The organism is Isachenkonia alkalipeptolytica (assembly GCF_009910325.1).
In the GTDB taxonomy this organism is placed as follows: Bacteria; Bacillota; Clostridia; order Peptostreptococcales; family T1SED10-28; genus Isachenkonia; species Isachenkonia alkalipeptolytica.
This window is the reverse complement of record NZ_SUMG01000002.1, coordinates 107,061-133,189: the sequence shown is the minus strand read 5'-3', so window position 1 is coordinate 133,189 and position 26,129 is coordinate 107,061. Positions and strand designations below refer to the sequence as shown.

The window sequence follows — 26,129 nt, the reverse complement described above, 5'->3', positions numbered from 1 at the left end:
ATGACAAGAGATAAAATTGTAGTAAAGGGTGGCAAAGAGCATAATTTGCAGAATATTAACGTGGAAATTCCCCGGGATCAGTTTGTGGTCATTACCGGAATTTCCGGGTCGGGGAAATCCTCCCTGGCTTTTGATACCATCTACGCGGAAGGACAACGACGCTATATTGAGAGTCTGTCCGCCTATGCAAGACAGTTTCTCGGTCAAATGGAAAAACCCGATGTGGAGTCCATTGAAGGGCTGTCCCCGGCGATATCCATTGATCAAAAGACCACGAATAAAAATCCCCGGTCTACTGTGGGGACGGTAACGGAAATCTATGATTACCTGCGACTGTTATTTGCCCGGGTGGGGACGCCTCACTGTCCCGTCTGCGGCATAGAAATACGGCAACAGACCATTGGAGAAATCACCGACAAAATCATGGAACTGGGAGAAAAAACCAAGATTCAATTATTGGCTCCCATTATCAGCGGGAAAAAAGGGATGCATAAAAAGATTCTGGAAGAGATGAAAAAGGAAGGCTTCGTCCGGCTGCGGGTGGACGGAGAAATGCGGGAAATCAGCGAGGACATTGAACTGGAGAAAAATAAAAAGCATGACATTGATGTGGTGGTGGACCGAATCGTAGTAAAGGAAGGGGTGGAGCGAAGACTCAGCGACTCCCTGGAGACCGTGATTAAACTCTCCGACGGCCTGGTGAAAGTGGACGTCATCGATGGAGAGGAAATGCTGCTTTCCACAAAGTTTTCCTGCCCGGAACATGAAATCGGTCTGGAAGAACTGTCCCCCCGAATGTTTTCCTTCAACAGCCCCTATGGCGCCTGTGAAACCTGCGGAGGCATCGGCCATAAGAAGGTGGTGGATCCGAAGTTAGTGATTCCCAACCGGGAGTTGAGTATCAAAGAAGGAGGGGTTGCTCCCTGGGGAAAAGCCAATGGCAACGGGGAAGAAACCTATTACTTCAAAATGGGAAAGGCGCTGACGAAAAAGTACGGCGGAAATCTTACCACACCGCTGAAAGATTTTCCCGAAGAATTTATTGAGGATCTTCTTTACGGCAGTGGAGGCACTCTTGTGGAGTTTGAGTACGACTCCAAATACGGGGGACGAAGAACCCATTCCGTGGTTTTTGAAGGAGTGGTATATAATTTGGAACGACGCTACCTGGAAACCCACTCGGATTACATGCGGGAGAAAATCGAAGGGTTTATGAGTGAGAAAACCTGCAAAACCTGCAACGGAGGAAGGCTGAAGGATGTGGCCCTGGCCGTAACCTTTGATAATAAAAATATTCAACAGATCACGGACTACTCGGTAAAAAATGCCTTGAAATTCTTTGAAGAAGTGGAGCTGGATGACCGAAAAACCTTTATTGCCCATCAGATCATTAAAGAAATCCGGGCAAGGCTCAGCTTTTTGTTTGATGTGGGTCTCGGATACCTGACGTTGTCCCGGAATGCGGGTACCCTGTCCGGGGGAGAATCCCAACGGATTCGACTGGCCACCCAAATCGGCTCGAAACTGGTAGGGGTGCTCTATGTACTGGACGAACCCAGCATCGGTCTTCATCAACGGGACAATGATCAACTGTTGAAGACCTTAAAAAACCTGGCGGAGATCGGAAACACCGTAATCGTGGTGGAACACGATGAAGACACCATTCGTAAGGCGGATCACGTCATTGACGTAGGTCCCGGTGCCGGGAATCTGGGGGGCTATATCGTTGCCCAAGGGACAGCGAAAGAAATTGAGAAGGTTCCGGAGTCTATTACAGGTCAGTACCTCAGCGGAAAGAAAGCCATCCCGATTCCAAGGGAACGGAGAAAACCCAATGGAAAAGCCTTGGAAATTTACGGAGCCCGGGAAAACAACTTAAAAGATATTAATGTCAGCGTACCCTTGGGATTGTTCACCTGTGTAACCGGGGTTTCCGGTTCCGGAAAGAGTACACTCATTAATGAAATTTTATATAAACAACTGGCCTACACCTTAAATCGGGCCAAGGCCATACCGGGGGACCATGACCGGGTAATGGGGATGGAACACATCGATAAAGTCATCGAAATTGATCAGTCCCCCATCGGGAGAACCCCACGGTCCAATCCCGCCACCTATACCGGCGTGTTTGACGAAATCCGGGATGCCTTTGCGAAAACTCAAATGGCCAAAACCCGGGGATACAAAAAAGGACGATTCAGCTTTAACGTCAAAGGAGGCCGATGCGAAGCCTGCAACGGTGACGGAATTATCAAGATCGAAATGCACTTTCTTCCCGATGTCTATGTGCCCTGTGAAGTATGTAAAGGAAAGCGTTACAACCGGGAGACCCTGGACATTTTATACAAAGGAAAAACCATTGCCGACGTACTGGATATGACCGTGGAAAACGCTTTGGAATTCTTTGAGAACATTCCGAAAATCAAACGCAAGATCCAGACACTACAGGATGTAGGCCTTAGTTATATTAAATTAGGACAACCCTCCACCCAGCTCTCCGGAGGAGAAGCCCAACGGATTAAACTGGCCACGGAGCTAAGCAAGCGAAGCACAGGGAAAACGTTATACATTCTGGACGAACCTACCACCGGTCTTCACACCGCCGATGTGCATAAACTCACCGGGGTGCTGCAGCGTCTGGTAGAGGGCGGTAACTCCGTATTGGTCATTGAGCATAATCTGGACGTTATTAAAATTGCGGATCATATCATTGATCTAGGACCCGAGGGGGGCCAGGAAGGCGGCGGGATTTTAGCCACGGGAACCCCGGAGGAAATTGCAAAGGTGAAAAAGTCCTATACCGGAAGATATTTAAAACCCTTGCTTTTCTCGACGGAAACTAAAGAATGTTCATCCTGAGGAGGCCAATAGATGAATGAGGAGATCTCAGAACGGATTCAAAAACTATTAGAGCATCTGCCGAAAAGCCCCGGGGTTTATCTGATGAAAAACGCCAACGACCACATTATTTATGTGGGTAAGGCCATTAATCTCAGAAGCCGGGTGCGTCAATATTTTCAGTCTTCCAGAAACCAGCCTCCCAAGGTGCAGGCCATGGTTCCCAATATTCATCACTTCGAGTACATCGTCACGGACTCGGAGATTGAAGCCTTGATTCTGGAGAACAACTTAATTAAGGAAAATAAACCGAAATACAATGTACTGCTGCGGGATGATAAAACCTATCCCTATATTAAGGTAACCCTGCAGGAAGAGTTCCCAAGGCTATTGAAAACCCGGAAAATTCGAAAGGACGGGGCTAAGTATTTCGGCCCCTACACCAATATCTGGGCCTTAAACGAGACCTTGAATATTCTTCGAAGTCTCTATCCTATTCGCCAGTGCAATAAGGATATTAACAAACTGATCGAAAAAAAGGTCCGCCCATGCCTTAATTATCACATCAAAAAATGCATCGGCCCCTGTACCGGTCGGGTAAATAAAGAGGCCTATCAGGAAATGATCCAGGGGATTCTCTTATTTTTGGAGGGACGGGAGGATGAACTGATCAAAAAAATAGAGGGGCAAATGCATCAGGCGGCGGAGGCCATGGATTTTGAAAATGCGGCGAAATACCGGGACCAGGTGGAAGCCCTCAGAGAAATCCTTCAGCGTCAAAAGGTGGTGTCCACTAAGGAATACGATCAGGATATTATCGCCATGGCCAAGCGAGATAATAAAAGTTCCGTACAGGTTTTCTTTATTCGAAAGGGGAAATTGGTGCAGCGGGAAAATTTCATTTTGGAAAATGATGCGGAGGAGAAGGAAGAGGAGATCCTGTCTTCTTTTATCAAGCAGTTTTACAGCGGTATGAACTTTATTCCCAAGGAAGTATTACTGGAACAGGAGTTTGAAGATCGGGAAATTATTGAAAGCTGGCTCTCTTCGAGAAAAAATGAGAAGGTCACATTGCAGATTCCCAAAATCGGGGAAAAGAAAAAGCTGTTAACCATGGTAAAGGAAAATGCCAAACTGTTTCTTGACCAAAAAGTGGAAGTGGAAAAGAAAAAGGAAGAAAAGGTGGAGCAGGTCCTTACCGGTTTACAGGAGCGTCTAACATTAGATGGAATTCCCCATCGCATTGAAGCCTATGATATCTCCAATATCCAGGGAGTGGAGTCCGTGGGATCCATGGTGGTCTTTACCGACACCAAACCCGACCGAAAGGAATATCGGCGCTTCAAAATACAAAAGGTCAAGGGCCCCGATGATTACAAGAGCATGGAAGAGGTGCTGGAACGACGGTTTAGAAGAGGATTAAGAGAAATTCAGGACCTCCAAAGTCTCGAAGATTTTTCCGAAGTGGAGACCTTGGGAAAATTTGCTACCTTTCCGGAACTGATCTTAATCGATGGAGGCAAGGGCCAGGTGGCCATTGTAGAAAGGGTGCTGGAAAAACTCGGGGTGAGGGTTCCCGTGTGCGGTATGGTTAAGGACGATAAGCACCGTACCCGGGGGCTTGTTTACCGGGGAGAGGAAATACCCTTGAAAAAGGGCAGCCCCTTAATGCTTTTTATCAGTCAGGTGCAGGAAGAGGTGCATCGTTTTGCCATCACTCATCATCGCAGTCTGATGAAAAAGCACCAGGAGAAATCCGCATTGGACGATGTGCCGGGAATCGGTCGGGTGAAAAAGCTGGCCCTGTATAATCATTTTAAAACCTTGGATCATATTAAAAAAGCCACGGAGGAAGAACTTTTAGCCGTGGAACGGGTTACAAAAAAAGATGCGGAAAATATTCGAAAATATTTAGCTTAGGCAAACACTCCACGGGAAAAGGGTAGTAGGAAAGAACAGTAAATATTTGAAATAGAGAAGAACTTAAATCCGGTTAAAACGGAGGAGCGTTCAAAAGCTATAGGCCGAGTTTCTAGCCTATAGCTTTCTTTTTTTGCATATATAATTTTAAAAAGGATTGTTGGAATAAGTGTTAAAAAAGCACTGGGAAACATCAAAAAAGTTAGCAACTGCTTATTGATTTTACCTCGTTTTTATTATATACTAAAGTAGTTAAAAATTTAACATTAATAGATACCCGAAGACCATGGAAATATTCAAAAAAAAATAATAAAATTTGAATTTTTACACAGGGTAAAGTAAAATGGAGAAGAGTACGTGTTAACAAGTTTTCAATCATTATAAAGTACCAAGTATAATGAATATATAGCTAAGGAGGGACATTATGGAAGAATTGGTAAGTAAAGTGTTAACGGAAGAGAATTTTCAGAAGCTGGATCAACTCATTGAAAAAGTAGAAGGAACGAAAGGGCCCCTTATGCCCGTGTTGACTCAAGCCCAAAAGATTTTCGGGTGCGTACCCTATGAGGTGCAAAAGCATGTATCGGAAGCCTTAAAAGTACCGATGAGTGATATCTACGGGGTAGTAACCTTCTACTCCCAATTTTCCCTGGTACCCAAGGGAGAGTATGTTGTTTCGGTGTGTATGGGAACGGCCTGTTACGTAAAAAATGCCCAGCCGATTTTAGACAAGATCAGTGAAATCATTGATACCAAAACCGGGGAAACCTCTGAGGACGGAAGGTTCACCTTAGAAGCCACCCGATGTATCGGTGCCTGTGGACTGGCTCCGATTATCACCATCAATGAAGATGTGTATGGAAAGCTGGAAGTCCAAGATATACCGGGAATAATGGAGAAATATCAAGGCTAAAGGAACCTATTGGAAAAAAATTATGAATTTAGGGAGGTTCGGTCATGAAAAGTTTAGAAGAACTGAGAAAACTTCGAAAAGAATCCTTAGACAAAGTGGATATGCGAAGAAGCGGACAGGGAACACGAATTGTGGTGGGAATGGCAACCTGTGGGATTTCCGCCGGTGCAAGACCGGTGATGATGGCCTTAGTGGAAGAAGTTAAGAAAAGAAACCTGCAGGACGTTACCGTAACCCAAACCGGATGTATCGGCGCCTGTCGATTGGAGCCGATGTTTGAAGTCTATAAGCAGGGGGAAGAAAAGGTCACCTATGTGCATATGGACGCGGAAAAAGCGAAAAAAGTAATTACCGATCATGTTGTGAACGGAAAGGTTGTCCAGGAATATACGATTGGAGCCTATGAAAAGTAAGGGACTAAACTAAGCGCAAGGAGGTTTGAAAATGGAATTATATCGATCCCATATACTTGTATGTGGAGGAACCGGGTGTGTGTCTTCCGATTCCTTGAAAATTGAAGAACGGTTTAAAGAGTTGATTGAAAAGAATGATTTAAAAGATGAGGCAAAGGTAGTGAAAACCGGATGTTTCGGACTTTGTGAAGCGGGCCCTATCGTCATTGTTTACCCTGAGGGAGCTTTTTACAGCCAGCTGAAGGTGGAAGATGTGGATACCATTGTTTCAGAACACCTGGTAAAGGGAAGAATCGTTACGGATTTACTGTATAAAGAATCCTATCAAGAAGGAGAAATGCAGTCCATTAACGATGTGGGCTTCTATAAAAAACAAGAGAGGGTAGCCCTTGGAAACTGTGGGGTGATCAACCCTGAAGTGATCGAAGAGTATATTGCCTATGACGGATACGAAGCCTTAGGGCGAGTACTTTCCGATATGAAACCGGAAGAGGTTATTCAACTTCTAAAAGATTCCGGACTTCGTGGTCGAGGCGGCGGAGGTTTCCCGGCCGGTTTAAAGTGGGACTTTACCGCAAAGGCGGAAGGGGATCAAAAGTATGTGGCCTGTAACGCCGATGAAGGAGACCCGGGAGCTTTTATGGACCGTTCCGTATTAGAGGGGGACCCTCATGTAGTGATTGAAGCTATGGCCATTGCCGGTTATGCCGTAGGAGCGGATAAAGGGTATGTCTATGTTCGAGCCGAGTATCCTATTGCGGTAAATCGATTGCAAATTGCCATTGATCAGGCAAAAGAGATGGGTCTTCTAGGAGAGAACATCTTTGGAACGGACTTCAGCTTTGATATGGAAATCCGTCTTGGAGCCGGAGCTTTTGTATGCGGTGAGGAAACCGCATTAATCAAATCCATTGAAGGAAAACGGGGAATGCCCGTACCACGACCGCCATTCCCGGCAGTAAAGGGGATTTTTGACAAACCCACCCTGTTAAACAATGTAGAAACCTACGCCAACATTCCTCAGATTATCCTCCGAGGCCCCGAGTGGTTTGCCAGTATCGGAACGGAAAAGTCCAAAGGAACCAAGGTATTTGCCCTAGGCGGAAAAATAAACAATACGGGACTCTTAGAGATCCCCATGGGAACCACCCTGCGAGAAGCGATTTATGATGTCGGAGGCGGGATTCCCGGAGGAAAAGAATTTAAAGCGGTACAAACCGGCGGACCTTCCGGAGGATGTATTCCGGCGGCACACATCGACACGCCGATTGATTACGACAACTTAATAGAGCTTGGATCCATGATGGGTTCCGGTGGAATGATCGTCATGGATGAAGATAACTGTATGGTGGATATCGCCCGGTTCTTCTTAGACTTTACCGTGGAAGAATCCTGTGGTAAATGTACCCCTTGTCGAGACGGCACAAAGAGAATGTTGGAGATGCTGGATAAAATCGCCGAAGGGAAAGGAACCCCGGCGGATCTGGACAAGCTGAAGACCTTAGCGAAAACCATTAAGAATGCATCTCTTTGCGGTCTGGGTCAAACGGCACCGAATCCGGTACTTTCCACCCTGGATTACTTTATGGATGAATATGAAGCCCATGTGCATGATAAGCGATGTCCGGCCGGGGTTTGCAAGGCCTTATTGAACTACATGGTAATCGAAGATAAATGTAAGAAATGCGGAATCTGTGCAGCGAAGTGTCCGGTGGATTGTATCAGTGGTACAAAAGGCAAAACCGTATACCATATTGATACGGAAAAATGTATCAAATGTAATGCTTGCTTAGAAGCCTGTCCTTTTGACGCAATCAAAAAAGGGTAAGGATCGGTTAAGGAAATATCTTTAGAGATTCGATAATTCTTTAAAATAGATAATGAGCGAAATGATTTTACGAAGGAGGCGAAAGTAAATGGTGACCTTATCAATTAACGGTCAAAAGGTGGAAGTGGAAAAAGACACCACCGTATTAGAAGCGGCGAAAAAAATAGGCATTAAAATCCCCACCTTTTGTCACGATCCAAGATTAAAGCCCCATGGTTCCTGTAGAATTTGTGTGGTGGAAGTAAATGGTGGCAACAACCTTCCCACGGCCTGTGTAACGCCGGTTTATGAGGGAATGGAAGTAGAGACGGAAAGTGAAGATGTGGTAACCGCCCGGAAAGAAATTCTGGATCTTCTTTTAGCGGACCATCCCCTGGAATGCTTAACCTGTGAAAAAGCCGGGGAGTGTACCTTGCAGGATCTTTGTTATGAGTACGGTGTGGAAGAAACCTCTTACGACGGAGCAAGAAACCACTATGAAATCGATCAGTCCAATGATTTTTATTACAGCGATCAGAACAAATGCATCCGATGCGGAAAATGTGTAATGGTTTGTGATCAGCTTCAGGAAACCCACGCCATCGGTTTTGCAGAGAGAGGATTTGAGACCCATGTAGCAACACCTTTAGAGCGGGGTCTTTCCGAATCCACCTGTGTATCCTGTGGAAACTGTGTATCCGTATGTCCCGTAGATGCTCTGGGATCCAAAAAGAAAACCAAATTCCGATACTGGGAAGTGGATAAAGTCCGAACCACCTGTTCCTATTGTGGCGTCGGGTGTCAAATGGATTTACTGATAAAGGATAATAAAGTAGTGGAAGTGCAACCGGCGGAGGGTGTGAATGATCGAATGCTCTGTGCAAAGGGTAAATTCGCCTTTGACTTCTTAAGCCATCCCGATCGGCTGAAGATGCCTTTGGTTCGAAAAGACGGAAGACTTCAGGAAGCCAGCTGGGAAGAAGCTTATGATACCATCATCGGAAAAATAAAAGAAATTCAAGAGGAAAACGGTCCCGGGGCTTTTGCAGGACTGACCTCAGCGAGGTGTAGTACGGAAGATAACTACATGATGCAAAAGTTTATGCGGGCAACCCTTGGAACCAACAGTGTGGACCACTGCGCCCGGCTCTGACATTCCTCTACCGTTGCAGGTCTTGCAACCACGTTAGGAAGCGGAGCGATGACAAACAGTGTAAACGAAGTATTAGCATCCGACGTTTTATTTGTAACAGGATCCAATACCACGGAGAATCATCCGGTGATCGGATCCAAGATGAAACAAGCGGTGAAAAATGGAGCGAAGCTTATTGTAGCCGATCCCCGGGAAATTGAGCTGGCCTATTACGCTGATGTATTCCTACAAATCAAACCGGGAACCAGCCTGGCCCTTTCCAACGGACTGATGCATGTGATTTTGGAAGAGGGACTTCAGGATGATCAATTCATTGAAGAACGAACGGAAAACTTTGAAGCGTTAAAGGAGCTTGTGAAAGAGTACACGCCTGAAAAAGTTGCGGAAATCTGTGAAGTGGACGCTAAGGACATTATTAAAGCAGGGAAAATTTACGGCGAAGCCAAACGGGCAGCGATTTATTACTGTATGGGAATCACCCAGCACAGTACCGGTACGGAAAGTGTAATGAGCATTGCAAACCTTGCCATGCTTACGGGAAATATCGGAAGAGAAGGTACCGGCGTGAACCCTCTACGAGGCCAAAACAATGTGCAGGGAGCCTGTGATATGGGAGGTCTTCCCAACGTCTATCCGGGTTACCAACCGGTGGCGAACCCCGACATGAAGAAGAAATTCGATCAAGCTTGGGGTGCCGACCTTTCCGACGAAAACGGACTTACCCTTCCCGAGATGATGGATAACGCCATCCGTAAAAGTTTAAAGATGCTTTATGTTATGGGGGAGAACCCTATGGTTTCCGACCCGGACACCAAGCATATTCGTAAAGCCATGGAGAGTTTAGACTTCTTAGTGGTACAGGACATCTTCTTGACGGAAACGGCGGAATTGGCAGATGTGGTACTTCCTGCAACCGCCTATGCAGAAAAGGATGGAACCTTTGTTAATACCGAAAGAAGAGTGCAGCGGATTCGAAAAGCCATCGATGCCCCCGGTGAGGCGAAAAATGACTGGGAGGTCTTTATGACCCTGATGAACCGACTGGGTGATGAGAAAACCTATGAAAGTGCATCGGAGATCATGGATGAGATTGCAATGGTAACCCCTCAATATGCAGGGATCGATTATAGTCGACTGGAAGGCAGCGGTCTACAGTGGCCATGTCCAACCAAAACCCATGAAGGCACCAAATTCTTACATGGGGAGCGATTTGCTCGAGGGCTGGGTCTCTTTAAACCGGCACAGTACAAACCTTCTGCAGAAATCACTGATGACGAATATCCAATGATTATGACCACCGGCCGGGTGCTTTATCAGTATCATACAAGAACCATGACCGGAAAAACGGAAGGTCTGAATAACTTAGCACCGGAGAGTTTTATTGAAATCAGTCCTGAAGTTGCCCGTGCAAAGAATATTGAAACCGGTGACAAGATTAAAGTTTCCTCCCGAAGAGGATCCATCACCGTGAAAGCCAAGGTTACCGACAAAATTACGGGAAATACCGTGTTCATTCCATTCCACTGGGCACAGGGAGCAGCCAATGTTCTGACCAATGGCAGTGTGTTGGATGAGTATTCGAAGATTCCGGAACTGAAGGTAAGTGCAGTAAATATCGAAAAAGCGTCTTAAACCGATAAGCTCGATATTTTTAACATTACTAGTTGTTAAGCCCCACAGGGAGTCCATCCTTGTGGGGTTTTTCATTGAATGAGGGTATAATTAAGTAAAAAGTGGAGGTGAGGGGAATGGAGAAAATGAGAAAAGAAGTGCCTTGGAAAAGCTCTCTTCCCGGGGGTTCTTCTTTATATCAGCAGGCCTTAAGTCTTTGGGAAGACTCTTCTTTAGGAAAAAGGGAAAAAGAAATTCCCGTGGTGGGTTTCAAAGAAAAACAGGAAACGGAAAAGGCGATTCTGAATTTCTCAGAGGAAATGGAAAAGTCCAAATCGAAAGAGCAGCTGGAAAGGGGGCTAAAAGAATTTTTGATAAAGGGTCCGATCTTTGCTTCCCCTGGGAAAACAATTTTACAGGATCCCGCTTTTTTCAGAAGCTCCGAAGAATTTCTTGAAAAAGTACAAAAATATGAGCCGGATTTCCCCCGGGAAGATACGGGACAGGCCCTGCGGAATGTATGGATCATGAACCTGCTTCAAAAGGCTTTTGGGGTGACTGTGTCCTGTACCGACGGGGTTTTCGGATACAGTATGCTGTACCCTTATACAGACAACTTTATGGATGATCCGAAGATCAGCAAAGGGGAAAAATATCTGGCCTGTGATCGTTTAAACCGGCGCTTGGCAGGGGAAAAAGATACGCCCCGGGGAAGGAAAGAGGAAAAAATTTTTCATATGATTGAAAAAATTGAAAAAACCTTTCCCAGAGCATCCTATCCCCGGGTTTTTCAAAGTCTGCTGTATATTCATCACAGCCAGCGAGAAAGTTTAAGACAGCAAACACTGATTGTTAAAAGCGAGGAACGGAAGAAAGCACAAAGGGAAGAAGAGGTGCTGCAAATCAGTTTTCATAAAGGGGGGGCTTCCGTACTGGCGGATGGGTATTTGGTGAAAGGGAACCTTCTGCCCGAGGAAGAAAAGTTTTGTTATAATTACGGGGTGCTTTTACAAATGGCGGACGATCTGCAGGACTGTAAAGAGGATTATGAAAACCAACACCATACCCTTTTTTCCATGGATTATGCCAGGGAACCCTTAGACGGGAAAGCCCGTCAATTAATCGTATTTTCAGAAAAAGTTTTTGGAGATGCCCAGGGCATTATGAAGGCAGTGGAAATGCCCCTTTTTCTCTTTGAACACACCCTGTGGCTGATTTTAGGATCGGTACTGATGACCCCCTCCGGTTTCACCCCGGATTTTCTGCAATGGGCAGAGGACCGTCTCCCTGTGTCCCGAAGATTTTTAGAAACCCAAAGGGAGATTATCATGAAGAAAGTTAAAAATTCCCGGTTCATGACCGGTGAAAAATTTGGGGAAACTGTGGTAAAATAAAGAAAAGCAAAAGAATTGGAGAGATCAATGATGAACTATGAAGGTCAAATTTATCGGCCTCCCAGTGAGGCCTACAGTTTAATCCTGCAAGTAAGCATCGGCTGTTCCCATAATCAGTGCAGCTTTTGCGGGATGTATAAAGATAAAAGCTTTCGCCTACGGAAGGTTGAAGACATACTTCGGGACCTGGAAAGGGTACGGGAAGTGCACCCTGTTGTGGAAAAAATATTTTTAGCCGATGGAAATGCTTTAGGAATCCCCACAGAGGCTTTGGAAAAAATCCTGGGGGAAATCCGACGACTTTTTCCCGAGTGTAAAAAGGTATCCGCATACAGTGCGCCCAAGGACATTTTACGAAAAAGCCCGGAAGATCTGAAAAAACTTAACAGCTTAGGCTTATCCATGCTTTACTTAGGAGTGGAGTCCGGCAGTGATAAGATCCTGCGACAGGTCAACAAAGGGGTTACACCCGGGGAAATGATGGAAGCCGGGGAAAGAGCAAAGGAGGCAGGCTTCACCCTGTCGGTTACAGTGGTCTCGGGACTGGGGGGCAAGGATTTATGGCAGGAACACGCATGGGAATCGGCGAAGGTCATAAATCGTATTCAGCCCGATTACTTTGCGCTTTTGACCCTGTTGGTCCAGGAGGGGACGCCCTTATATGATGAGGTGAAAAAAGGAACCTTCCAGTTGTTAAATCCAAGGGAAGTGCTACTGGAGACCCAGAAGATGATCGAGGGATTGGATTTAGAGCATACCATTTTCCGAAGCAATCATGCATCGAATTATGTGGCCTTGGAGGGAACCCTGCCCCGGGATAAAGATTCCTTGCTGAATAAAATTGAAGAGGCCATGGAAGAGGCCCAGGATTATTCCTTCAAGGAGTCCTACCGAAGGCTGTAAAACGCAGCTTGGTAGGGGTGCTTACAGGCATAACCAACTATTATGAACTATAAGACTTTTGCATAAGACGGAAAAATAGAATCATTCCTATCCACGATATGTTATAATTTTATCAAGATGAGAACAGCACGTAGAAAGGATTATAAGGTAAGACTGTGCTGGGAATATACTTTAGGAGGAATAAATATGTTTGGTGGAAGATTAGGTATAGTAGAATTGATACTGATTTTAGTTGTAGCCCTGGTGATTTTCGGTCCCTCAAAACTTCCGGAGATCGGAAAAGCCGTGGGGAAAAGTCTGAAGGAATTTAAGAAGGAAACCAGCAATCTTATGGGAGACGGAGACACTTCGGAGTCGAAAAAAGCGAAGGAAAAGAAAGAAGAGGAAACAAAAGAAACAAAGACCGCTCAGACAAAGGAAAACGAAACGGCGGAAAACAATGAGAAAGAATCAAAAGAATAGTAATGAGCAGTAACCCTACCATGGTTAAGGAAATAGGCATCCAAAATAGACAGTACGATAAGTGCTTAAGGAGGGTCCTTCCTTGAATGAAGAAGGATTAACACTGGTTGAACATTTAACCGAGTTAAGAAAACGGATTATAATAGTGATTATTACCTTGTTGGCAGCAACGGGGGTGGCTTTTTATTTCGTTGATGAAATTCAAAACCTGATGATCCGACCCGGCGGAGAGGTGGATTTTATTTACCTAAGTCCTCCGGAATTGTTAATGGCCCATATTAAGCTGGCTTTGATGGCCGGACTTGTAGGGGCATTGCCCATTATATTTTATCAGGTTTGGGCTTTCGTGATTCCCGGCATTCAAAAAAAACAGAAGATATTCTTGTTTTTATCCGTATTTTTCGGCACCTTCTTTTTTGTCGGAGGGATTATTTTCGCCTATCTGCTGATTCTCCCCTTAAGCATTGAATTTTTTGCAGGGATGGCCAGTGAACAGGTACAGCCGCTGTTTTCCTTTACCAGCTACATCGGCTTTGTCACCTCCATTTTATTCGCCTTCGGGGTGGCTTTCGAACTGCCGATGCTGGTACTGCTTTTGACAAAGTTTAACCTGGTACGGCCGAGAACTCTGCGACGGGCTCGTAAGTTTGTATTCCTGGTTGTTGTGGTATTATCGGCGCTGATTACACCGCCGGATATTATTTCCCAAGCACTATTAGCGGGACCCATGATGATTCTATTTGAAGTGAGTATTATAATCTCCTCTGTGATTTATCGTAAAAAAGAAAAGGAAACCCAGTAAGAAAAAAGCAAAAGATAATCGTTATAAAAGCGCTCTATACTGTATAGGGGGCTTTTTTTCAAAAGATCGGGTATATAAATAAGAATAATGATAAAATAAAGTCGGACCGAAAATATTATTCAAGGAGGGGGACAATGACTTCTGAACGAATTGAAGCTTTGAAAAAAAGACGGCAACAAGAAATGAAGAGGGTTCAGAGGAATAATCAGAAACCTTATGCCTGGATACTGTTTCTAATAATCCTTGGTACGGGGACGGTTTTGTTTCTAAGGGAATCTTCCTATATGTGGGTTTTTCCTGTGGGAATTTTTCTGGGCTTTACCTTGGAGCGTTCACGCTTTTGCTTTGCGGCCAGTATTCGAAATCCCTTGACCATTGGAACTACCAAACTTTTACAAGCTGTGATCCTAGCATTGATGATATCAACAATAGGTTTTTTTGTTCTTCAAATCCAGTCCATTGATACGAGCAGTTTTCAGCTTAACGAAGTGCCGGGGAATCTTAGACCGGTGGGGTGGCATACTGTGATCGGAGGCATTCTTTTTGGTATTGGAATGGTCATTGCCGGAGGATGTGCTTCGGGAACCCTAATGAGAATCGGAGAAGGTTTTACCCTGCAGATCATTGTATTGATTGCCTTTATCGGAGGATCTGTGCTTGCGGGGATTTTTCACTATTCCTTTTGGTACAGCACATTGATAGAAGACGCAGAAATCATTTACCTGCCGGATATATTCGGATTTATTCCCGCATTATTGCTGCAGCTTGCGGTTTTAGGGATTTTGTATATGGGAGCACGAAATTTCTCAAAGAAAAAAGAAGCATCGGATTTATAAAGTGAGGGGGGAAAAGTTATGAAGGAAGAATTTTTGGACTGTATGTATGAACCTTGTCCGATTCCACTAATAAAAGCATTGAAAAAGCTGGAGAAAATGAAGGCCGGAGATCTGCTGATTATGAAGACGGATCATAACTGTTCGATTACGAACGTGATCGAATGGGTGGATAAGCAGGGTCATAAAATGGATTATATAGAAATCGGAGAGGGAGAATGGGAGATTTACATTGAGAAGGTGGTTTCCGATGAGTAAATTCTATGAAAAGGTGCTAAAGACCCCCTGGCCCTACTGGGTAGCAGCAATTGTGTTAAGCTTTTTAAATGTGCTGCTATTATGGACTACCGGCGCTCCATGGCGGGTTACTTCCGGTTTTCTGTATTGGGGAATATGGGTCTTGAATAAGGTTGGTTATAGTGATTTTCCCGGAAGCTATGTTGCGTACTATGGGGAACTGACCGGAGGAGAGACCTTTTTATTAAATACCGTCAGCATTTTAAATGTCGCCGTGATTGTTGGGGCGTTGTTATCCGTGCTGATCAGCAACGAATTTAAATGGCGAAAAATCAAAAACTTTAAACAGATTGGTTTTGGAATTATGGGCGGTCTGTTAATGGGATATGGGGCACGAATCGCCTTCGGATGTAATATCGGCGCTTTCTTCAGCGGAATCCCCTCTTTTTCATTACATGGTTGGGTTTTTGCCCTTTTTATGGGAGTGGGAGGGGTTATCGGTTCGAAAATACTGATGCGTTACATGATTTAGGGATGGATTAACATTCTCGTAAAGCATCATTAAGGAAAGTGATGTTATATAAGAAAAGTTGATATACATTACTAATCAATAACTTCTATGTTTAATATTTAACTAAGCTGTGCTATAATAGGATGGATTAAAAATTTAAGGTTCAAATAATAAGCAGATCCCAGAAAGGGATGAAGCAGATGGATAGGAAGCAAATAATTGCTGCACTGGTAATGACCATCATCGCCCTAGGTTCACTTTTGGGGTATGATGCGTTACGTGATGATGTTACCGCCGGAGCACAAAGTTATGTGGTTACGGCTGAAGGCTATGGTGGAGAAGTTCGTTTGGAAGTTTTTATCAATCAAGAAGATATCGTAGAGATTCAAGTAGTGGAACAAAATGAAACTGAGGGTCTTGGAGACGATGCAATCTACGAAGTACTAGAAGAAATCATTGAGAATAATACTACGGATGTTGAAGCGGTAACCGGCGCAACAATATCCTCAAACGCGGTGATCACTGCAGTGGAGGAAGCATTGGCAGAGGCCGGATTAGTCACCGGTGAGGTTTATAGCGTTGTTGCTCAAGGGTATGGCGGTGATGTGGAGCTAGACGTGATCATAAATGATGGTGAAATCATGGCTATTAATATTATAGAACATAGTGAGACGGAAGGTTTGGGAGATGAGGCGATGGAAGAAACTATTGCTGCAATCCGAGAAGCCCAGTCTGTGGACGTGGATACCGTATCCGGGGCTACATTGTCCAGCGAAGCCATTATCAACGGCGTTATTCAAGCCTTGGAAGATGGAGGCGTTGAACTTGAAGCAGGATCCCGACAGCAAGAAGGCGTCCTAGGTACCGGTAACGGTTATGGCGGAGATATTGTACTGGATGTAGTGGTGGACAACGGAGAAATATCCGGAATTTTCGTTATGGAAGAAAGTGAAACTGCGGGCTTGGGAGATGAAGCCATCGATGAAATGATTGAAAAGATTTTGACGGCTCAATCAACGGATGTGGATACGGTATCCAGTGCCACGGTATCCAGTGAAGGTACGATTGAAGCGGTGGAGGATGCGTTAAGCAATGTGGATGCCGAGGATATGGAAGCCTATGAACCGAGAGGGTATGTAGGAAGCGCTTTGGGCTTTTATGAAAGCAGTGAAATTGTTCTTGATGTAATCCTGGAAAACGGTGATATTATTGAAATCGTTGTGATGGAACAGGAGGAGACTCCAGGTATCGGAGACGGAGCGATTAATGCGGTCATTGACCGGATTATTGAGAACCAAAGTACCGACGTAGACGTACAGACCGGAGCGACGGTATCCTCTACGGCTACCATGGCAGCCGTGGAAATGGCACTGGCAAAAGCTGATGGAACCTATGAAGGAGAGGAAGACTCTTTGGAATATGAAGCAGAAGGTTTTCTAGGAAGAGCCTTAGGCTTTTATGAAAGTAGTGAAATTGTCCTTGATGTGATTCTAGACGGGAATGAAATTGTGGAAATTCATATCCTTGCAGAACAGGAAACTCCGGGGATCGGTGATGCAGCCATCAACGGTATTATTGAAAAAATCATCGCGCAACAAAGTACCGATGTGGATGTACAGACCGGCGCTACGGTTTCCTCAAAAGCTACGATGCAAGCGGTTGAATCCGCATTGGATCAAGAGGGAATTATCTTAGAGGAGCGGGAAGTTACCCTGGACTATGATCCTAAAGGGACCCTAGGTACCGGCAGCGGTTACGGCGGAGGGATTACCCTGGATGTAATAACCGAGGGAGACGAAATTTTGGAGATCATTATTGTTAAGGAAAGCGAAACCGGAGGTCTTGGGGATGAAGCCATTGAAGAAATCATTGAAGCGGTGATCGCCTCCCAGTCCACGGATGTAGATACGGTATCCGGTGCCACGGTATCCAGTAAAGGTGCGATTGAAGCGATAGAGGATGCATTGGATCAGTAACAAAAAGAATATCGGAGTTAATGTTAATGACAATGAAGGAATGTGGAAAATGACGATTTAGAATAAAAAGCCGAAAGAACCCCCGATGGAAACATTCCGTCGGGGGTTCTTTCGACTAACAAAATCCTCGGCTGGAGGATTGCAAGAATTTTTTAAACTCTTCTTCATAGATGGAAAAAGGATGTTTTTTTCGATAGATGATGTAGTAGCTACTGCTAACGTTAAGATTCTCCACATTTACAGGGTGCAATGTTCCCTCGTAGAGTTCTCTTTCGATGGTCAGTTTCGGGATAAAGGCCATACCTTTTCCTGAAGCTACGGAACTTTTGATGGCCTCCATGGAATTTAACCGGTACATAATATTAAGATCTTCGCTTCGAATACCATGCTGCTTTAATGCTTCTTCAACGGATTTTTCATTACCGGAGCCTTTTTCTCGGGAAATAAGAGGGATATCCCGGAGTTCGTCGAGGGAGATCTCTTTTTTTTGAGTAGGGGATGAGGTCACTAATAGGATCGGATCTTCTCCGATGAACTCTGAATCGATGGTCTCTTCCGAAATATGTCCCTGAACGATCCCTAGGTTAATGGTATTATCCTTCAGTCGATTGATCACATCCTGGGAATTGTAGATATTAAAATTGATGTTAATATCGGGATGTTGATTTTTGAAAATATATATACTACAGGGAAGAGCGTGTTCTCCGATAGATTTACAGGCTCCTAGAAACAGTTCTTTTTTAGATGTTTTAAAATTACTGAGATCCCGTTGTATATTGTCTTGTAGCGATAGAATAGTGTCGGCATAATCAAAGAGAATTTTCCCGGCATCGGTCAGTTCTACCCCGCGGTTACTGCGAGTCAACAGTTTGGAATCAAATTCTTTTTCCAACGATTGTAGTTGCATACTTAAGCCCGGCTGGGTAAGGTGCAGTTCTTTAGCCGCTTTGGAGATGCTATTGAGTTTTACTGTTATATAAAATGACTTTAAGTACTGAAGATTCATTAACAACATCCTTTCCAAGCTTCCTATATATTAACAATTTATTGTTATTATAACATAACGGAAAGACCTATGCAGAAAAAAAACGAAGAAGGATAAAAAATTGTTATAGACTATAATGAATACTAATTATCTAATATTACTCATCTGTAATATACTATTGTTAGATAAATAACTAACAGTAAAATTATGAAATTATATTGCATAGGAGGAGTAGAATGAGCGAAAAGCAAATAACTAGAAAAAACTTTTTAAAAGGAATGGGGACAACTTTAGCCGGTGTTACGGTACTTGGAGGGATGAGCAGTATCTTAACCGGATGCGATGAAGATGTGCAAGCGGCTGGAGACCGGGATGAAGCAGTATACCCGGTGAATTATAAAAAGGTAGATCCTGATATGGTGGCGGATCGGGCTTATAATGCTTATCATGAACAAGGTGGATGAGGGATCGGTGTTGCCGAAGGTCTATTCGGCACGTTAGCGGATGAAGTCGGGTATCCGTACAACCACTACAACACCCAGATGTTTCACTCTTTTTCCGGAGGTTATGCCAGTGAAGCCTCCCTATGCGGAGCTTTAGGGGTTGCAGCCACATTCGTAGGTGCAGTTTTAGAGCCGGCAGAGGCGAGACCGGTGATTAAAGAAATGATGGATTGGTACAAAACGGCGGATCTTCCGATTTATGATTCGGGTAATCGGCCGAGCGGAACGACTACCGTAGCCAAAAGCACCCTTTGTTACGACTCCGTTAGCAAGTATATCAAAGCGGATAACCTTGAGTATGCCGACGGAGAAAGAAAAGAACGATGCGCTTCGGTTACGGCCGACGTCTCCAGATATATTGTGGAAGTTCTAAACGAAAAATTAGGATAAAACATTGACTAAAGCGTAATAGGGATTGATGCAATCCGAAATAGTAGAAGCGGTGTTTCAGAAAGAATCCATCTGAAACATGGCTTTTTTTATGGTTTCTATGTTAAAATAAGCATAAAGGAAAAAAATAATGGTCATATCCTGAAGGAGAAGTGTGAATGAAAATCAAAGAAAAATTTCAACGTTTTAATAAAAAAGTGTTTTTAATAACAGTCATTCCTTTTTTGATCATTGCCACGGTGGGCGTACAATTTATCGACGGATTGGTGGTTTATTTGTTTTTAGGAATTCTGGTGTCCTTACACTCGGCGGTATACCAAAAGTATAAAGACCGGGAGTAATCAAGAGGGAGAACCGGAAAAGAGCAATACTGGGAGGGAAAACCATGGAGCGGACAAAAAAAATTCAGATAGAACAGATTAAGGATGGATTAATAAAAGGGATGGAAGACCAGGTGGTGGTGGAATATCCCTTAACCGTATATTTAAATGATGAAGAGTTCATCACCCTGCTTTGCTCCCCGAACACATCGGAAAATCTTCAGTATTTGGCCCTGGGTTTTTTAATATCCGAAGGGATGATTGTCCATAAAAGCGATGTGGGAAAGATCACCGTGGAGGAAGAGGCCGGTCATATTCATATACAATTAAAGAATAAAATCAACCTAAAACAGAAGCTGTACGGCAAACGGACCGTTACCACGGGATGCGGGAAAGGAACCGTGTTTTATAATGTGTTGGATTCTCTGGGAAGCCAGGAGATCAAAAACGATATCATCTATGATTATCGACACATTCTTAAATTATCCACAGAACTGAATCAAAAATCCGGGCTTTTTAAGGAAACCGGAGGAGTGCACTTTTGTGCTCTCTGTGATCAGGAAAAGGTGCTGTTTTTTCATGAAGATATTGGAAGACATAATGCCCTGGATAAAATTATCGGGGAGGCCTTTGCCAAGGAAGAGCCCCTGGAGGATAAAATTCTAATTACCAGCGGAAGGCTTTCCTCGGAGATGATCATCAAGGCGGCCAAAAAAGCGATACCGGTGATTGTTTCCCGGTCGGCGCCCACAGAACTGTCCGTTAATATCGCAAAGGACCTGGATATCACTTTGATCGGTTTTGCCCGGGGAAATCGAATGAATATCTATCATGGAAGCAAGCGAGTGAGCCAAAAGGCTCTATAGAATGGAGAGATCTTATGAAAGATACCTATAAAAGAAATATCAATTATCTGCGAATTTCTGTAACGGACTTTTGTAATCTCCGTTGCAAATACTGTATGCCGGAAGCCGGCGTGGAGAAAATGAAGCACTGCGATGTGTTAAGCATCGAAGAAATTGTAAAAATCGCCAAAGAGAGTGCAAGTCTGGGGATTCGCAAGGTTCGAATCACCGGGGGAGAGCCCCTGGTACGAAAGGGCATTATCGATTTGATCAAGGGGATTTCCGCCATTGAAGGCATCGAGGATATTGCCATGACCACCAACGGATTGCTCCTGAAAGAATACGGAAAAGAATTAAAGGAAGCGGGGCTTAAACGGGTAAACATCAGCATCGATTCCCTGGATCCCCATAGGTATCGGGAAATCACCCGGGGAGGAGAAGTAGAGAAGGTTCTGGAAGGTATTGAAGAAGCCTTAACCCTCGGCCTGGACCCCATTAAGTTAAACACCGTAATCATCGGAGGAGAAAACGAAGAAGACATCCGGAAACTAATGGACTTAACAAAAGTCTACCCCATCGATGTACGGTTCATCGAACTGATGCCTATCGGAGAGGCCAGTTCCTGGTCCAAAAAACACTTTATCTCCAATGAAGAAATAAGAAAACGGGTTCCGGAATTGGTGCCCCAGCTTCATGAGACCGCCAGTCCCGCACAGTACTACAAACTTCCCAGCGCTAAAGGAAGGGTAGGCTTTATTGACCCCATATCCAGTCATTTTTGCAGCGAATGCAATCGGCTCCGGGTCACCTTTGACGGGAAGTTAAAGCCCTGCCTCCACAGCTCCCAGGAAATTGATCTTCTTCCCGCTCTTCGGGAGGAAACCGGGTCCCTAAGGGAACTTTTGGCACAGGCCATTGCATCCAAGCCGGAAAAACACTTCTTGGATACCGTGGACTACAAAGCGATTACTCGAAACATGTCTCAAATCGGAGGCTGAAAATGCGAATCACCGGACTGCAAAAGAAGCGGGAGGGCCGCTGGGAGAGACAGGCGGAACTCACCCTAAAAGAAAATGAAGATGTGTCCCTGATTACCCGGCGAGGGAAAAAGATCATCGAAGAGGATCTGAACCGGGGAAAGGTAGGCTTTTGTCATCAGCGATTCAAAGCGAATATCCGGGTGGAAAAAATCAAAGAGCTCCGGGACAGAAAGGTTCGGCGGGGAGATCAATTGTCGGGAAGAGAAGTAATCCTGGTCATTGAAAAAGTCGGGAAGAAATGCCATGGAAATTGTCCGATTTATACCGGGGAGGCCTGTGCTTTTTTGGAAGAGATTTATTTTCTAAAAGTTCGACAACCGGGAACAATAAGGTTGTCGGAGAGTTTGAAGTATGAAGAGCACCCAAAGCCTTAAGACCTACAGGGGAAAATCCATTGACTATACTTTGATTAAATTTGATTAAATGAAAACATATTAATGAACTGGGAGTGGATACATTGAATAAAACCAAGATTTTAGAAACATTACAGAAAACCGTGGATGATAATCGAATTTTAACCGACGAACCCATGAAGAATCATACCTCCTTTAAAATCGGCGGGCCGGCGGATTTTTTGGTGCTGCCGGAAAAAATGGAGGAGATTACGGAAACCGTAAAAAGTTTAAAGCGAGAAAAGATCCCCTATATGATTATCGGAAATGCCAGCAATCTACTGGTCCGGGATAAAGGCATACGGGGGGTGGTCATTAAACTGGGGGAAAGTTACAACCGGGTAACCATTGAAGGAACAAGGGTAACCGCGGAATCCGGCATTCTTCTTTCAAGGCTGGCCAAAAGAATTGCCAAAGCCTCTTTAAAAGGTTTTGAATTTGCCAGCGGGATTCCCGGAAGTCTGGGAGGCGCCGTATTCATGAACGCCGGGGCCTATGGCGGCGAGATGAAGGATGTGATTACTTCCGTTAAGGCCCTGGATGACCGGGGGCGTGTGATTACCTTCCGCAATGATGAGCTGGAGTTGGGATACCGTAGCAGTATTTTACAAAAAAAAGAGTATGCGGTGCTGGAAGTGGTCATGGAGCTGGAAACAGGATCGCCGGAGGAAATCTACGGAAAAATCCAGGAACTGGATCAAAAGAGAACCACGAAACAGCCGATTCACCTACCCAGTGCCGGCAGTGTTTTCAAACGGCCGGAGGGATATTTTGCAGGGAAACTGATTGAAGACAGCAACCTGAAAGGGTGCCGGGTCGGCGGTGCGGAAGTATCCACCCTACACAGCGGGTTCATAGTAAACCAGGGAGGGGCTACGGCTCAGGATGTCATAGACTTAGTGGAAAAGGTGCAAAAAACCGTGAAGGAACAATTCGGCGTGGATTTGGAGCGGGAACTTCGGATTATCGGTGAAGAGTAACTTCGCCGTAGACAAACATTAAGTCACTTACGCAAGTACTTATAAAAGGGTACTTTACTTAACGAGGAGATGAGAGGATGAAGTTCACCATCATTACCGGGATGTCCGGGGCCGGAAAAAGCCAAGTGATCAAATATATGGAGGATTTAGGATTTTATTGTGTGGACAACATGCCTCCCATGCTGTTGCAAAAATTTGCGGAGCTCTGTGACCAGTCCCAGGGAAAACTTGAAAAAGTGGCCATTGTTATGGACATCCGGGGAGGAGAATTTTTCGATGACCTGGTATCAAACCTGGAAGAGTTGGAACGGCTGGGCTATCATTATGAAATATTATTTTTGGATGCGGGGAATGAGGAACTGATCAAGCGCTTTAAAGAAACGAGAAGAAGTCATCCCCTGTCCATGTCCCGCTCCCTGGAGGAAGGCATCCAAAAGGAACGGGAGAAGCTTCGGAATTTACGCCAGATGGCGAACAATATTATGGATACCACGGGTCTGGATCTGCAGTCTTTGAAGGAGGAGATCCGAAACCTTTACATTGAAGGACGAAAGGGACGAAACCTTCGGATTTCTTTGATTTCCTTCGGTTTTAAGTACGGCATTCCCCTGGAGTCGGATCTGGTTTTTGATGTCCGTTTTTTACCGAATCCATTTTACGATAAGACCTTAAAGGAGTACACCGGGGATGATCCCCGGGTGCAACGCTTTGTCATGGACCATGAAATCAGTCAAGCTTTTTATGACAAGCTGTTGGATATGATTCGATTTTTAATTCCGAATTACATTCAGGAGGGCAAGAATAATCTGGTCATAGCCATCGGGTGCACCGGGGGACGGCATCGCTCGGTTACCTTGGTGAATAAGCTCTTTCAGGAACTGACCGAGGATGAAAACCGGGTAACCATTCATCACCGGGATAAGGGGAAAGGGAAAGGCTAACAAAAGGGAAGGAAGGAAAGGGGGAGGCTGTCATTGTAAAGGAAATAATAAAGACCGGTTGGCGAATTAAAGAGTATCTGTTCTTTGTTTTCCTAGGATTTGCCATGATGCTTTCCGCCTTCAGCGGAATTTTCACCAGACTGAATAACTATTTGACCCTGCCGGTGAAAGGTTTTTTACTGGGACTGGGGTTGATACTGGTAATCCTGTCCCTACGGGGGATGCTGATATTCTTTCTCACCAATATCAAACTGAAAACCTTTTCCAAGAAGGATATACGAACCCAGATCCTAAGGCAGAAACGCTTAATCCGGGGCCCGAAGGTGGTGGTTGTCGGTGGGGGAACCGGGCTTTCCGTACTCCTTCGGGGACTAAAGAAATTTACCGCGAATATCACCGCGATCGTTACCGTGGCCGATGACGGCGGCGGTTCGGGAATCCTTAGGGAAGACCTGGGAATGCTCCCTCCCGGAGATATACGAAACTGCATTCTGGCCCTATCGGATATGGAACCCACCATGGAAAAACTGTTAAACTACCGATTTGAAGAGGGGCAGTTAAAAGGGCAGAATTTCGGAAACCTGTTTATTGCCTCCATGAACGAAATCACCGGGGATTTTGAAAGTGCCATCAAGGAGATGTCCAGTATTTTAGCGGTTACGGGACAGGTGTTGCCGGTGTCCCTAGAGGATATTACCCTGTATGCAAAACTGGAAAACGGAACCGTGGTGAAGGGAGAATCGGATATCCCGGTGAAAAGCCTGGAGCATCAGAGCAAAATCCATCGGGTATTCATCAAGCCGAAGTACTCCAAGCCTTTGAAGGAGGCCCTACGGGCCATTGAAGAGGCGGATGTGGTGGTTCTGGGACCGGGGAGCCTGTACACCAGTGTTATTCCCAACTTATTAGTGGAAAAACTAAGGAAACAGATTCAAAAGACCAAGGCATCAAAGGTTTACATCCCCAATATTATGACCCAGCCGGGAGAAACCGACGGTTATTCGGTGTTTGATCATGTCCAGGGTCTGTTGAATCACCATCGGAACCTGCATCTGGACTGGGTGATCGCCAATAACAGCCGGGAGCTCCCCGAAGCCGTTAAGGAGAAGTACGAAAAAGAAGGGGCCCATCTGGTATCCATAGGGGAGGAAGACCGCCGGAAACTGAAAGATTTAAATATTAATATTCTGGAAGAGGATTTAGTTGAAGTGCGAAAGGATTATGTACGCCATAACAACCTGGAGCTTTCCCGATTGATTATTTCCTGTGCCTACGAAAAAAAAGGTTCCCGATGGTTTATCGGTGGCGTTCCGGGAAGAGGTAAATCCCATTATTTCCAATGGTTATCGGGGGCAACTTCCCAAGGAAGGACAGACACATAACAACAACTATAATAGACTAAGATTTGCAGGGGTTCCGGAGAAATGGGGAGCCCTTTTTTTATGGATTTTCAAGATTTTATTTATTATGCTATAATGAATAGTAATTACAGAGGGTTTAAAGAAGCAGATCCACAAAATTGAAGGAGTGGAGAGTCTTGAGTATAGAAATCAGTGCGGGAGGCGTGGTAATTTTCGGAAACGCCGTCCTATTACTAAAAAAATATAACGGAGACTTTGTGTTGCCCAAGGGCAAGGTGGAACCGGGGGAAACCCTGGAGGAATCCGCACAAAGAGAAGTTTTGGAAGAGGCCAAGGTTCGTGCCTGGCCTATGGAATATATCGATAAGATCGAATACAGCTATCATAATTCCTGGAGCAAAGACCAACGGGTGCATAAAACCGTACACTGGTTTTTAATGGAATCCAATAGTATCGATTGTTTGCCTCAGAAGGAAGAGGGCTTTATCGAAGCGATTTTTGTACATGAGGACAAAGCCGTGGATATGGCTCGATACCGGGATGAAAAAAATATTATTGAGCAGGGACTTCGATTATATAAAAAGCGGGTATAGAATAAT

The 26,129-nt window shown here is 44.8% G+C and carries 25 protein-coding genes; 24 read left to right on the top strand and 1 reads right to left on the bottom strand.

The window, feature by feature from the left end; translation table 11 throughout:
• From uvrA to ISALK_RS02345, 14 genes are all read left to right on the top strand, one after another.
• The gene (gene uvrA, locus ISALK_RS02410) at positions 1-2,859 is read left to right on the top strand and encodes an excinuclease ABC subunit UvrA (RefSeq protein ID WP_160718662.1); all 2,859 of its coding nucleotides are present in this window, start codon (positions 1-3) and stop codon (positions 2,857-2,859) included.
• A 12-nt stretch (positions 2,860-2,871) separates the two neighbouring features.
• On the top strand, positions 2,872-4,758 hold the full coding sequence (uvrC, locus tag ISALK_RS02405; protein ID WP_160718660.1) for an excinuclease ABC subunit UvrC: 1,887 nt from the start codon (positions 2,872-2,874) through the stop codon (positions 4,756-4,758).
• 424 nt (positions 4,759-5,182) lie between these two features.
• A complete protein-coding gene (locus tag ISALK_RS02400; RefSeq protein WP_160718658.1) occupies positions 5,183-5,671 on the top strand; it encodes an NADH-quinone oxidoreductase subunit NuoE family protein in 489 nt (162 codons plus the stop codon).
• A 44-nt stretch (positions 5,672-5,715) separates the two neighbouring features.
• Positions 5,716-6,084 (top strand): (2Fe-2S) ferredoxin domain-containing protein, encoded by a 369-nt coding sequence (locus ISALK_RS02395; RefSeq protein ID WP_160718656.1) that lies wholly within the window; start codon positions 5,716-5,718, stop codon positions 6,082-6,084.
• A 31-nt stretch (positions 6,085-6,115) separates the two neighbouring features.
• Complete coding sequence (gene nuoF / locus ISALK_RS02390) at positions 6,116-7,912, top strand: NADH-quinone oxidoreductase subunit NuoF (protein WP_160718654.1); 1,797 nt, start codon at positions 6,116-6,118, stop codon at positions 7,910-7,912.
• 88 nt (positions 7,913-8,000) lie between these two features.
• Positions 8,001-10,676 (top strand): formate dehydrogenase subunit alpha, encoded by a 2,676-nt coding sequence (fdhF, locus tag ISALK_RS02385; protein WP_160718652.1) that lies wholly within the window; start codon positions 8,001-8,003, stop codon positions 10,674-10,676.
• Between the two features lie 116 nt (positions 10,677-10,792).
• Positions 10,793-12,049: a class 1 isoprenoid biosynthesis enzyme gene (locus ISALK_RS02380; RefSeq protein WP_160718650.1), complete on the top strand. Its 1,257-nt coding sequence runs from the start codon at positions 10,793-10,795 to the stop codon at positions 12,047-12,049.
• A gap of 30 nt (positions 12,050-12,079) precedes the next feature.
• A complete protein-coding gene (locus ISALK_RS02375) occupies positions 12,080-12,952 on the top strand; it encodes a radical SAM protein (protein WP_160719039.1) in 873 nt (290 codons plus the stop codon).
• A gap of 186 nt (positions 12,953-13,138) precedes the next feature.
• Positions 13,139-13,414 (top strand): twin-arginine translocase TatA/TatE family subunit, encoded by a 276-nt coding sequence (locus tag ISALK_RS02370; protein ID WP_160718648.1) that lies wholly within the window; start codon positions 13,139-13,141, stop codon positions 13,412-13,414.
• Between the two features lie 82 nt (positions 13,415-13,496).
• Positions 13,497-14,216, top strand: coding sequence for a twin-arginine translocase subunit TatC (gene tatC / locus ISALK_RS02365; RefSeq protein ID WP_160718646.1), 720 nt, complete (start codon positions 13,497-13,499; stop codon positions 14,214-14,216).
• A 134-nt stretch (positions 14,217-14,350) separates the two neighbouring features.
• Positions 14,351-15,052, top strand: coding sequence for a YeeE/YedE thiosulfate transporter family protein (locus ISALK_RS02360; protein WP_160718644.1), 702 nt, complete (start codon positions 14,351-14,353; stop codon positions 15,050-15,052).
• Positions 15,053-15,070: 18 nt separating this feature from the next.
• Entirely contained in the window at positions 15,071-15,307 is a 237-nt protein-coding gene (locus tag ISALK_RS02355; RefSeq protein ID WP_160718643.1) for a sulfurtransferase TusA family protein, read from the top strand.
• Positions 15,300-15,818 carry a YeeE/YedE thiosulfate transporter family protein gene (locus ISALK_RS02350; RefSeq protein WP_160718642.1) on the top strand — a complete coding sequence of 173 codons (519 nt, stop codon included), beginning with the start codon at positions 15,300-15,302 and terminating at the stop codon, positions 15,816-15,818. The genes ISALK_RS02355 and ISALK_RS02350 overlap by 8 nt, the downstream gene beginning before the upstream one ends.
• 179 nt (positions 15,819-15,997) lie before the next feature.
• Positions 15,998-17,773 carry an FMN-binding protein gene (locus tag ISALK_RS02345; RefSeq protein ID WP_160718641.1) on the top strand — a complete coding sequence of 592 codons (1,776 nt, stop codon included), beginning with the start codon at positions 15,998-16,000 and terminating at the stop codon, positions 17,771-17,773.
• A gap of 115 nt (positions 17,774-17,888) precedes the next feature.
• On the opposite strand, the gene ISALK_RS02340 is transcribed toward ISALK_RS02345, so the two are convergent.
• A complete protein-coding gene (locus ISALK_RS02340; protein ID WP_371723399.1) occupies positions 17,889-18,788 on the bottom strand; it encodes a LysR substrate-binding domain-containing protein in 900 nt (299 codons plus the stop codon).
• A gap of 206 nt (positions 18,789-18,994) precedes the next feature.
• Here ISALK_RS02340 and ISALK_RS02335 point away from each other — a divergent pair, with 206 nt between their 5' ends.
• The 10 genes from ISALK_RS02335 to ISALK_RS02290 all read left to right on the top strand — a co-directional run bounded on the left by ISALK_RS02335 (position 18,995) and on the right by ISALK_RS02290 (position 26,123).
• A complete protein-coding gene (locus ISALK_RS02335; RefSeq protein ID WP_160718640.1) occupies positions 18,995-19,222 on the top strand; it encodes a hypothetical protein in 228 nt (75 codons plus the stop codon).
• A 3-nt stretch (positions 19,223-19,225) separates the two neighbouring features.
• Positions 19,226-19,651 carry a C-GCAxxG-C-C family (seleno)protein gene (locus ISALK_RS02330; RefSeq protein ID WP_160719035.1) on the top strand — a complete coding sequence of 142 codons (426 nt, stop codon included), beginning with the start codon at positions 19,226-19,228 and terminating at the stop codon, positions 19,649-19,651.
• Between the two features lie 158 nt (positions 19,652-19,809).
• Positions 19,810-19,992, top strand: coding sequence for a hypothetical protein (locus tag ISALK_RS02325; protein WP_160718639.1), 183 nt, complete (start codon positions 19,810-19,812; stop codon positions 19,990-19,992).
• A gap of 44 nt (positions 19,993-20,036) precedes the next feature.
• On the top strand, positions 20,037-20,837 hold the full coding sequence (fdhD, locus tag ISALK_RS02320; protein ID WP_160718638.1) for a formate dehydrogenase accessory sulfurtransferase FdhD: 801 nt from the start codon (positions 20,037-20,039) through the stop codon (positions 20,835-20,837).
• A 14-nt stretch (positions 20,838-20,851) separates the two neighbouring features.
• The gene (moaA, locus tag ISALK_RS02315; RefSeq protein ID WP_160718637.1) at positions 20,852-21,814 is read left to right on the top strand and encodes a GTP 3',8-cyclase MoaA; all 963 of its coding nucleotides are present in this window, start codon (positions 20,852-20,854) and stop codon (positions 21,812-21,814) included.
• Positions 21,815-21,816: 2 nt separating this feature from the next.
• Positions 21,817-22,230 carry a hypothetical protein gene (locus tag ISALK_RS02310; protein WP_160718636.1) on the top strand — a complete coding sequence of 138 codons (414 nt, stop codon included), beginning with the start codon at positions 21,817-21,819 and terminating at the stop codon, positions 22,228-22,230.
• Between the two features lie 83 nt (positions 22,231-22,313).
• A complete protein-coding gene (gene murB, locus ISALK_RS02305) occupies positions 22,314-23,228 on the top strand; it encodes a UDP-N-acetylmuramate dehydrogenase (protein ID WP_160718635.1) in 915 nt (304 codons plus the stop codon).
• 77 nt (positions 23,229-23,305) lie between these two features.
• On the top strand, positions 23,306-24,169 hold the full coding sequence (gene rapZ / locus ISALK_RS02300; RefSeq protein WP_160718634.1) for an RNase adapter RapZ: 864 nt from the start codon (positions 23,306-23,308) through the stop codon (positions 24,167-24,169).
• Between the two features lie 107 nt (positions 24,170-24,276).
• Positions 24,277-25,551 carry a gluconeogenesis morphogenetic factor MgfK gene (gene mgfK / locus ISALK_RS02295; RefSeq protein ID WP_236660233.1) on the top strand — a complete coding sequence of 425 codons (1,275 nt, stop codon included), beginning with the start codon at positions 24,277-24,279 and terminating at the stop codon, positions 25,549-25,551.
• 155 nt (positions 25,552-25,706) lie between these two features.
• Positions 25,707-26,123 carry an NUDIX hydrolase gene (locus ISALK_RS02290; protein WP_160718632.1) on the top strand — a complete coding sequence of 139 codons (417 nt, stop codon included), beginning with the start codon at positions 25,707-25,709 and terminating at the stop codon, positions 26,121-26,123.
• Positions 26,124-26,129 lie beyond the last annotated feature (6 nt).

Excerpts from the sequence above, each read along its gene's own strand:
- uvrA (WP_160718662.1), top strand. The coding sequence starts at position 1 with ATGACAAGAGATAAAATTGTAGTAAAGGGTGGCAAAGAGCATAATTTG.
- uvrC (WP_160718660.1), top strand. The coding sequence starts at position 2,872 with ATGAATGAGGAGATCTCAGAACGGATTCAAAAACTATTAGAGCATCTG.
- ISALK_RS02400 (WP_160718658.1), top strand. The coding sequence starts at position 5,183 with ATGGAAGAATTGGTAAGTAAAGTGTTAACGGAAGAGAATTTTCAGAAG.
- ISALK_RS02395 (WP_160718656.1), top strand. The coding sequence starts at position 5,716 with ATGAAAAGTTTAGAAGAACTGAGAAAACTTCGAAAAGAATCCTTAGAC.
- nuoF (WP_160718654.1), top strand. The coding sequence starts at position 6,116 with ATGGAATTATATCGATCCCATATACTTGTATGTGGAGGAACCGGGTGT.
- ISALK_RS02380 (WP_160718650.1), top strand. The coding sequence starts at position 10,793 with ATGGAGAAAATGAGAAAAGAAGTGCCTTGGAAAAGCTCTCTTCCCGGG.
- ISALK_RS02375 (WP_160719039.1), top strand. The coding sequence starts at position 12,080 with ATGAACTATGAAGGTCAAATTTATCGGCCTCCCAGTGAGGCCTACAGT.
- ISALK_RS02370 (WP_160718648.1), top strand. The coding sequence starts at position 13,139 with ATGTTTGGTGGAAGATTAGGTATAGTAGAATTGATACTGATTTTAGTT.
- ISALK_RS02360 (WP_160718644.1), top strand. The coding sequence starts at position 14,351 with ATGACTTCTGAACGAATTGAAGCTTTGAAAAAAAGACGGCAACAAGAA.
- ISALK_RS02355 (WP_160718643.1), top strand. The coding sequence starts at position 15,071 with ATGAAGGAAGAATTTTTGGACTGTATGTATGAACCTTGTCCGATTCCA.
- ISALK_RS02350 (WP_160718642.1), top strand. The coding sequence starts at position 15,300 with ATGAGTAAATTCTATGAAAAGGTGCTAAAGACCCCCTGGCCCTACTGG.
- ISALK_RS02345 (WP_160718641.1), top strand. The coding sequence starts at position 15,998 with ATGGATAGGAAGCAAATAATTGCTGCACTGGTAATGACCATCATCGCC.
- ISALK_RS02340 (WP_371723399.1), bottom strand. The coding sequence starts at position 18,788 with ATGTTGTTAATGAATCTTCAGTACTTAAAGTCATTTTATATAACAGTA.
- ISALK_RS02335 (WP_160718640.1), top strand. The coding sequence starts at position 18,995 with ATGAGCGAAAAGCAAATAACTAGAAAAAACTTTTTAAAAGGAATGGGG.
- ISALK_RS02325 (WP_160718639.1), top strand. The coding sequence starts at position 19,810 with ATGAAAATCAAAGAAAAATTTCAACGTTTTAATAAAAAAGTGTTTTTA.
- fdhD (WP_160718638.1), top strand. The coding sequence starts at position 20,037 with ATGGAGCGGACAAAAAAAATTCAGATAGAACAGATTAAGGATGGATTA.
- moaA (WP_160718637.1), top strand. The coding sequence starts at position 20,852 with ATGAAAGATACCTATAAAAGAAATATCAATTATCTGCGAATTTCTGTA.
- ISALK_RS02310 (WP_160718636.1), top strand. The coding sequence starts at position 21,817 with ATGCGAATCACCGGACTGCAAAAGAAGCGGGAGGGCCGCTGGGAGAGA.
- rapZ (WP_160718634.1), top strand. The coding sequence starts at position 23,306 with ATGAAGTTCACCATCATTACCGGGATGTCCGGGGCCGGAAAAAGCCAA.
- mgfK (WP_236660233.1), top strand. The coding sequence starts at position 24,277 with ATGCTTTCCGCCTTCAGCGGAATTTTCACCAGACTGAATAACTATTTG.